This is a genomic window from Microbacterium sp. (genome assembly GCF_036566905.1).
GTDB lineage: Bacteria > Actinomycetota > Actinomycetes > Actinomycetales > Microbacteriaceae > Microbacterium.
On the sequence record NZ_DATCVK010000179.1, the window covers coordinates 1 to 6646 of the forward strand.

Below are 6646 nucleotides of genomic sequence, written 5' to 3' on the forward strand. Positions count from 1 at the left end.
CGGCCGGGCGCGCTCGCCATGTGCGCGTGGCTGTCGTGGGCGCTCGGGCGCTCGACACACGCCGCCGCGTACGCCGAGCGGGCCTGCGAGATCGAACCCGAGCACGGACTGTCGCAGATCGTGCTGTCGTTCGTGCACGCCGGGCACCTGCCGGACTGGGCGTTCCGGCGCGCGAGCGCGCGGTGACGCCGCGCGTCATGCGCGCGGGCGCGCTACTTGACGAGCGGGAAGAGGATCGTCTCGCGGATGCCGAGGCCGGTGACCGCCATGAGCAGCCGGTCGATGCCCATGCCCATGCCTCCGGTCGGCGGCATGCCGTGCTCGAGCGCGCGCAGGAACTCGTCGTCGATGCGCATGGCCTCCAGGTCGCCGCGCGCCGCGAGCTTGGCCTGCTCGACGAAACGCTCGCGCTGGATCACCGGATCGACGAGCTCGGAGTAGCCCGTCGCGAGCTCGAAGCCGCGCACGTAGAGGTCCCACTTCTCCACGACGCCGGCGATCGAGCGGTGCTCGCGCACGAGCGGGCTGGTGTCGAGCGGGAAGTCCATCACGAAGGTGGGCCGGGTCAGGCCGGGCTTGACGAAGTGCTCCCACAGCTCCTCGACGAGCTTGCCGTGGATCGCGTGGGGCGGCAGGTCGACGCCCTCCGCCTCGGCGAGCGCCACGAGCTCGTCGAACGGCGTCTCGGGCGTGATCGTGCGGCCGGCCGCCTCCGACAGCGACTCGTACATCGAGAGGCGGTCCCACTGGCCGCCGAGCTCGTATTCCGTGCCGTCGGCCCAGGTGACGGTGGTCGACCCGGCGACCGCGATCGCGGCGTTCTGGATGAGCTCCTGCGTGAGGTCGGCGATGCCGTTGTAGTCGCTGTACGCCTGATAGGCCTCGAGCATGGCGAACTCGGGGCTGTGCGTGGAGTCGGCGCCCTCGTTGCGGAAGTTGCGGTTGATCTCGAACACGCGGTCGATGCCGCCGACCACCGCGCGCTTGAGGAAGAGCTCGGGAGCGATGCGCAGGTACAGGTCGGCGTCGAACGCGTTCGCGTGCGTGATGAAGGGGCGGGCGGACGCGCCGCCGTGCTGCACCTGCAGCATGGGGGTCTCGACCTCGATGAAGTCGTGCGACGCGAACGTCGCACGCAGGCTCGCGTTCACCTTCGCGCGGGCGACGACCGTCTCGCGCGCACGGTCGCGCACGATGAGGTCGAGGAAGCGGCTGCGGACGCGGCTCTCCTCGCTGAGCTCGCCGTAGACGTTGGGGAGCGGCAGGACCGCCTTCGATGCGATGCGCCAGTCCGACACCATGATCGACAGCTCGCCGCGACGGCTCGAGATGACCTCACCCGACACGAAGACGTGGTCGCCGAGGTCGACGAGTTCCTTCCAGGCCTGCAGCGACTCCTCGCCGACCGCCGCCAGCGACACCATCGCCTGGATGCGGCTTCCGTCGCCGGCCTGCAGGCTTGCGAAGCAGAGCTTGCCGGTGTTGCGGCTGAACACGACGCGGCCCGCGACGGACGCGGTCACGCCGGTCTCGGCGCCCGCCTCGAGGTCGCCGTAGCGCTCGCGCAGCGCGGGGATCGTGTCGGTGATCGGCACGCTGACCGGGTACGCCCCGCCCGCGGCATCCGTCCGCTCCGCGATCAGACGCTCGCGCTTGGCCAGCCGAACGGCCTTCTGCTCGAAGACTTCTTCTTCGGTCGGCTCGGCGGTCTCGGCAGGCGAGGTCGTGTCGGTCACGGGATGGGCTCCTCAATGGGGTGTTCGCCGCGGAACGCGGACCCCCAAGTCTATCGGCGGGCGCCTCCGGCCTTTCTGATCGTGCGGCGCCTGACGATCGCGAGCTGCAGGGCGATCCTCCGGCCGGGCTCGGCACGACAGCCCTTGGCCGGCTTTCCGCCGACGAGTAGGGTCGGAGACGCTTCTCGGGGCGCTCCCTCGATCGAACGGATCGTGACCATGTCGCGAGCTCACTCCACGATGTCGGCTGGCAGCGGCTTCTGGTGTGTGGCGGCCGCCTTCACGACAGTGACGGCGTATGCGACGGTTCCCACTCCGCTGTACCCGCTCTATCAGGCCGCGGACGACTTCCCCGTGCCGGTGGTGACACTCATCTTCTCGGCGTTCGCGGTCGGCGTCGTGTTCAGTCTCTTCCTGATCGGTCACATCAGCGACTGGGCCGGACGGCGGCGGATGGCCATCGTCGCAGTCCTCATCTCCGCGGGCGCGGCCGTCGTCTTCATCCTGTGGAACTCCGTGCCCGGTCTCATCACCGCACGCTTCATCGACGGTGTGAGCGTCGGAACGCTGACTGCCGGGGCAACAGCCCACCTCGCCGAACTGCGCGCGCGAGCACGGCCGGGAGAGACGGCGATCATCGCCGCTTCGGTGGCAGGCGCGGCCAATCTCGGCGGACTCGCCCTCGGCCGGCTCATCGGCGGGCTCTTCGCCGAGTTCCTCCCGGATCCCCTCGAGCTGCCGCACATCGTCTTCCTCGTGCTCTTCCTCGCCGCTGCGGCGGTGCTCCGCGCCGTGCCCGAGACGGTCGACATCTCCGCGGGCCGCCCGGCGTACCGCCCGCAGCGGCTCGCCTTCCCGCCCGGATCCCGCCCGGCATTCGCCGCGGCCGGTGTCGGTGCGGCCGCATCATTCGCTCTCTTCGCGCTCTTCACGTCGCTCACGCCGACCTACTTGCACGAGACCTTTCACGTGTCGGACCATCTCGTCGACGGCGCGACGGTCTTCGCGATCTTCGGGGCCGCGGCAACCGCCCAGCTCGTGTTCGTGCGGGTCGCGCAACGGACGCAGCTCGTCATCGCGATCGCGTGCTTCATCGTCGGACTCGTCTTGATCTCCGCAGGCGCGGTCGCACCCGTCCTCGGCCTCTTCATCGTCGGCGGCATCGTCGCGGGCGCCGGCGCGGGGATCATGTTCCGCTCGGCCATCGCCGGGGCGGGAGCGCTCGCGGCGCCCGGCCGGCGCGGTGAGACGCTCGCGCTCCTGTTCCTCATCGCCTACGGAGGACTCGTCGTGCCTGTGCTGCTCGTGGGGTGGAGTCTCACGTTCGCGGACGAGACGACGGTGCTGCTCGTCTTCGCCGGGGTCGTCCTCGTCGCGACGTTCGGTGCGGGCATCGCCATGCGTCGCCAGATGCCCGCGGCGCGTGCGCAGTCGGGGGAGAGCACGCGCTGAGTCAGGGGAGGTCGATCGGCTCGCCGAGCGGCGCCCACCGGACGCGCTCGCGCACCGCTCCGGGCGCTGCCGCGAGCACCCGGGTCGCCGCCTCCTCCTGCTGCGAGAAGTGGCTCCATCCCTCGACGTGCACGGGCATTGCAACACCCGGTTCGCAGAGTTCGATGAGCTCGATGGCGTCGTCGGCGTCCATCGTGTATGCGAGCGGTCCGGTGAGCGGGAACTTCACCGCACCGATGTGCACGAGGGCGACCTCGGGGTGCATGCCGGCGGCGACGCGGCGCAGCGCGCGATGCATCACGGTGTCGCCCGTCATCCACAGCGCCGGGTGGGCGGCCCCCACGCCCGCCAGGGAGAAGCCGATGACCGGGCCGACGATCGGACGCGTCAGCGGGGCGCCGTGCCGGCAGGGGGTCGCCGTGACGACGAGGTCGGGCTTGCCCTCGGCGGTGAGGGTGACCGCGTCTCCTGCCCGCAGACCCCGCGCGTCGGCGTGGGCGCCCGTGGCCGACAGCTGCTTCGCACCGGCGACCGTCGTCAGCACCGTGCGCGCGACGCCGAGGCCGGCGCGGCCCGCATCGTCGAGGTTGTCGGCGTGATGATGGTGACTCAGCAGCACCAGGTCGACGTCACCGATGTCGGCGAGGGCGATCGCGGGACCCGTGGTCTTGCGCGACGTCGTTCCCAGCGCGAAGGCGTAGGTGCGCCCCGGCGGGTCGAAGGTCGGATCGGTGAGGATCCGCCACCCCTCCCACTCCACGAGAGCCGTCGGCCCGCCGATCCGTGTGATGCGCATGTCGTCTCCTCGGTCCGGCGTCCGCGCTCAGCCGAGGTAGATCTCGGCGTTGTCGATCAGCCGGTGGCCCGCCACCGTCGCAGCGATGAGCGCGAGCGCGGGTCCGCTGGTGCCCTCGTCGACCGGAAGGAACGTCGTCGGATCCACCACGCTCAAGTACTCGAGGCGGATGCGCGGCTCGCCCATGAGCGCCGACTGCGCGGCGGCGATGCATGCGTCGATGCCGCGATCGGCGTTCGCGGCGGCGGCGTCGAGAGCCGCCGGGAGAAGTGCCGCGGCGGCGAGGTCACGGTCGTCGAGCATCCCCACGCGCGTCGACACCGGAAGGCCGTCGTCACCGCGCACCGTCTCGACGGTCGCCACCTCGACGTCGAAGAACAGGTCGCGGATCATGCGACGCACGAGGAAGACGCGCTGCCGATCCCGCTCGCCATACACGGCGACGTCGGGCTGCACGAGATGGAACAGCTTCGCCTCGACCGTGAGGAGGCCGTCGAAGTAGAACGGGCGCGACCGCCCCTCGTACCGCAGGCCGAGGTCGCCGGCGGTGACCTTCGTCGTCGCCGAGCCGTCGGGAAGCAGCTCCTTGGCGTCGGGTGCGAAGACCACGTCGACCCCGAGCGACTCCAGCAGCCGGGCGTCGTCGTCGGGCGTGCGCGGATACGCCGCGAACTCCGCCGGCGAGGCGAAGCGCAGCGGGTTGACGAACACCGAGACGACGACGATGTCGGCGACCTCACGCGCTCGGTGCACGAGGTCGATGTGGCCGTCGTGGAGCGCCCCGATGGTCGAGATGAGGGCGACGCGGGCCTGGGGTGCAGCAGCGCGGACCTCGGCGAGCCGAGCACGCAGCTCGTCGATGGTGCTGATCATCCTTGGATCGTAGCGGGGGGTTCGCCGGTCACCGGACCAGAGCCGGCCTCGGCGAGCGCGTGGTCGAGCGTCGTGTGCGCGAGAGCCGACAGGAACGAGCCCGGGTACGGGATGCCCGCCTCGGCCAGCAGAGCGGCCGCCTGGTGCACGATGGACCGCGAGAAGACCCGCGCTGTCGCGATCGCCTCGCCGTACGCGGGCCGCGCCGACTCGTCCACGACGACGGGCTCGCAGCCGAGCTCCACCGCGAGAGCCTGCGCGATCGGAAGAACGGGTCCGGGAGCGGTGACGGCTGCGTAGGCACTGGCGAGGGCACGCAGATCCATCGAGGTGCCGCTGAACTCGATCGCGGGGTGGACCGCGAGCGGGATCGCACCCTTCGCCACTGCAGGCGCCAGGATGCCGGCACCCCACGCCGGATCCGTGTGCAGAACGAGCTGTCCCGGCTGCCACGCCCCCACCTCGGCGAGACCCGCGACGAGCCCCTCGAGCTGGTCGTGCGGCACGGCGATGATCACGAGTTCGCTGCGCCGGGCGACCTCGGTCGCGTCCAGTACTGGGACGCCCGGCAGGATCGCCTCGACCCGCTCCTGGTCGGAGCCCTGCGTGATCCCGACGAGCGCGTGTCCGGCGCCGCCGAGCGCGGCACCGAGCACCGGTCCGACGCGACCGGCGCCGATGATGCCGACTCCGAGTCGTCCGTCACGGGTCATGTGCGGTCCTCCCCCGCCTCGGCGGCCGCGGGCGCACTCGCACCTGCGGGGTCGGCGGGCACGAGGTCCGCCGCCTCCGGCACGTTCGTCTCGTCCTCTGCCCAGCGGTGGGTACGGTCGGTGAACGCGGCGCGGACCGAACCGCGCGCGACGCCGTCGAACAGCGCGAGCGCACTGTCGCGGTCGACCGCTGCCAGGAACGGCGACACCGGACCGGCGACGACGTGCGCACGCACGTTCGTCACACGCGACGCGCGGTCGAGCGGCCCCTGGTATAGACCGATGCTCTGCAAGCGGGCGAGCGGCAGGATCACGAGCTTGCGCCACACGATGCCGCGACGCATCAGGAGCACGTCAGGCGTGAGACGGAAGCCGTTGCGACGGTACGAGAGCGGGCGGATCCACCATGCGCGCTTCGGCGTGTTCGTGAAGGTGTCCGTCTCGCCGGGTCCGAACATCCCCTGCTGCACGACGAGCGCCCGCTCGTCGTCGGGCAGCCCCGGCTGGAGCAGCCGCAGCACGCGCTCGACGTCGGCGGCGGTGCCGACCGGCAGCGCCGTCGTGAACTGGTCCGTGCTGCCGTCGGCGGCGCTGCGACCAGTGAGGCGGTTGATGCGGACGGCCCACCAGCCGGCGGGGCGCCACATGATCGGCTGCGTCACCTCCACCGCGTGCACGCGGCCCGGGGGCACGATCTCGGTGATGGTCGTGAAGAGGCCGAACGTGATCCGCACGCCGTCGGGCGTCGGCGCGATCGCGTACCGCAGCGAGCGGACGATCGAGCGCACCCAGTAGGCGCCGAAGCCGATGATCGCGGGAACGAAGCCGAACAGCAGCCAGGTGACGCCCTGGCTGACACCGATCACGATCGCGGCGATCGCGAACAGGAGCCCGAGTGTCGACATGCTGAGGATGTGGGACGCGACGAGCCGGCCGACCGGGATGTGCACGACGGATTCGAGCTCGGTCACCGGCGCTTCGGGGCCTTCGATGAGGCCGGTGATCTCGCGCCCGACGGTCTGGCTCAGTGTCGCTACCCTGCCCGCGCGCCGCGGGCCGGGGGCGCCCGCGGGCCC

At 71.4% G+C, this 6646-nt stretch carries 6 protein-coding genes and 1 pseudogene; 2 read left to right on the forward strand and 5 right to left on the reverse strand.

Annotation, left to right across the window (positions count from 1 at the left end):
- Positions 1–186 (forward strand): annotated as a pseudogene (locus tag VIP82_RS14835) (DUF4192 family protein); the annotation flags it as partial.
- A gap of 26 nt (positions 187–212) precedes the next feature.
- On the opposite strand, the gene lysS reads toward VIP82_RS14835, so the two are convergent.
- Positions 213–1736: a lysine--tRNA ligase gene (gene lysS / locus VIP82_RS14840; protein WP_331909936.1), complete on the reverse strand. Its 1524-nt coding sequence runs from the start codon at positions 1734–1736 to the stop codon at positions 213–215.
- A gap of 219 nt (positions 1737–1955) precedes the next feature.
- On the opposite strand from lysS, the gene VIP82_RS14845 reads away from it, so the two are divergent.
- A complete protein-coding gene (locus VIP82_RS14845; RefSeq protein ID WP_331909938.1) occupies positions 1956–3188 on the forward strand; it encodes an MFS transporter in 1233 nt (410 codons plus the stop codon).
- 1 nt (position 3189) lies between these two features.
- Here the strand turns inward: VIP82_RS14845 and VIP82_RS14850 are convergent, their stop codons facing one another.
- The 4 genes from VIP82_RS14850 to VIP82_RS14865 all read right to left on the reverse strand — a co-directional run.
- A complete protein-coding gene (locus tag VIP82_RS14850; protein WP_331909940.1) occupies positions 3190–3984 on the reverse strand; it encodes an MBL fold metallo-hydrolase in 795 nt (264 codons plus the stop codon).
- A 27-nt stretch (positions 3985–4011) separates the two neighbouring features.
- Positions 4012–4857, reverse strand: coding sequence for a pantoate--beta-alanine ligase (panC, locus tag VIP82_RS14855; RefSeq protein WP_331909942.1), 846 nt, complete (start codon positions 4855–4857; stop codon positions 4012–4014).
- Entirely contained in the window at positions 4854–5570 is a 717-nt protein-coding gene (locus VIP82_RS14860) for a DUF2520 domain-containing protein (RefSeq protein ID WP_331909944.1), read from the reverse strand. Before VIP82_RS14860 ends, panC begins: the two co-directional genes overlap by 4 nt.
- A partial coding sequence (locus tag VIP82_RS14865) for a PH domain-containing protein (protein ID WP_331909946.1) occupies positions 5567–6646 on the reverse strand: 1080 nt, incomplete at its 5' end. The genes VIP82_RS14860 and VIP82_RS14865, both read right to left, overlap by 4 nt.

Excerpts from the sequence above, each read along its gene's own strand:
- VIP82_RS14845 (WP_331909938.1), top strand. The coding sequence starts at position 1,956 with ATGTCGCGAGCTCACTCCACGATGTCGGCTGGCAGCGGCTTCTGGTGT.
- VIP82_RS14850 (WP_331909940.1), bottom strand. The coding sequence starts at position 3,984 with ATGCGCATCACACGGATCGGCGGGCCGACGGCTCTCGTGGAGTGGGAG.
- panC (WP_331909942.1), bottom strand. The coding sequence starts at position 4,857 with ATGATCAGCACCATCGACGAGCTGCGTGCTCGGCTCGCCGAGGTCCGC.
- VIP82_RS14860 (WP_331909944.1), bottom strand. The coding sequence starts at position 5,570 with ATGACCCGTGACGGACGACTCGGAGTCGGCATCATCGGCGCCGGTCGC.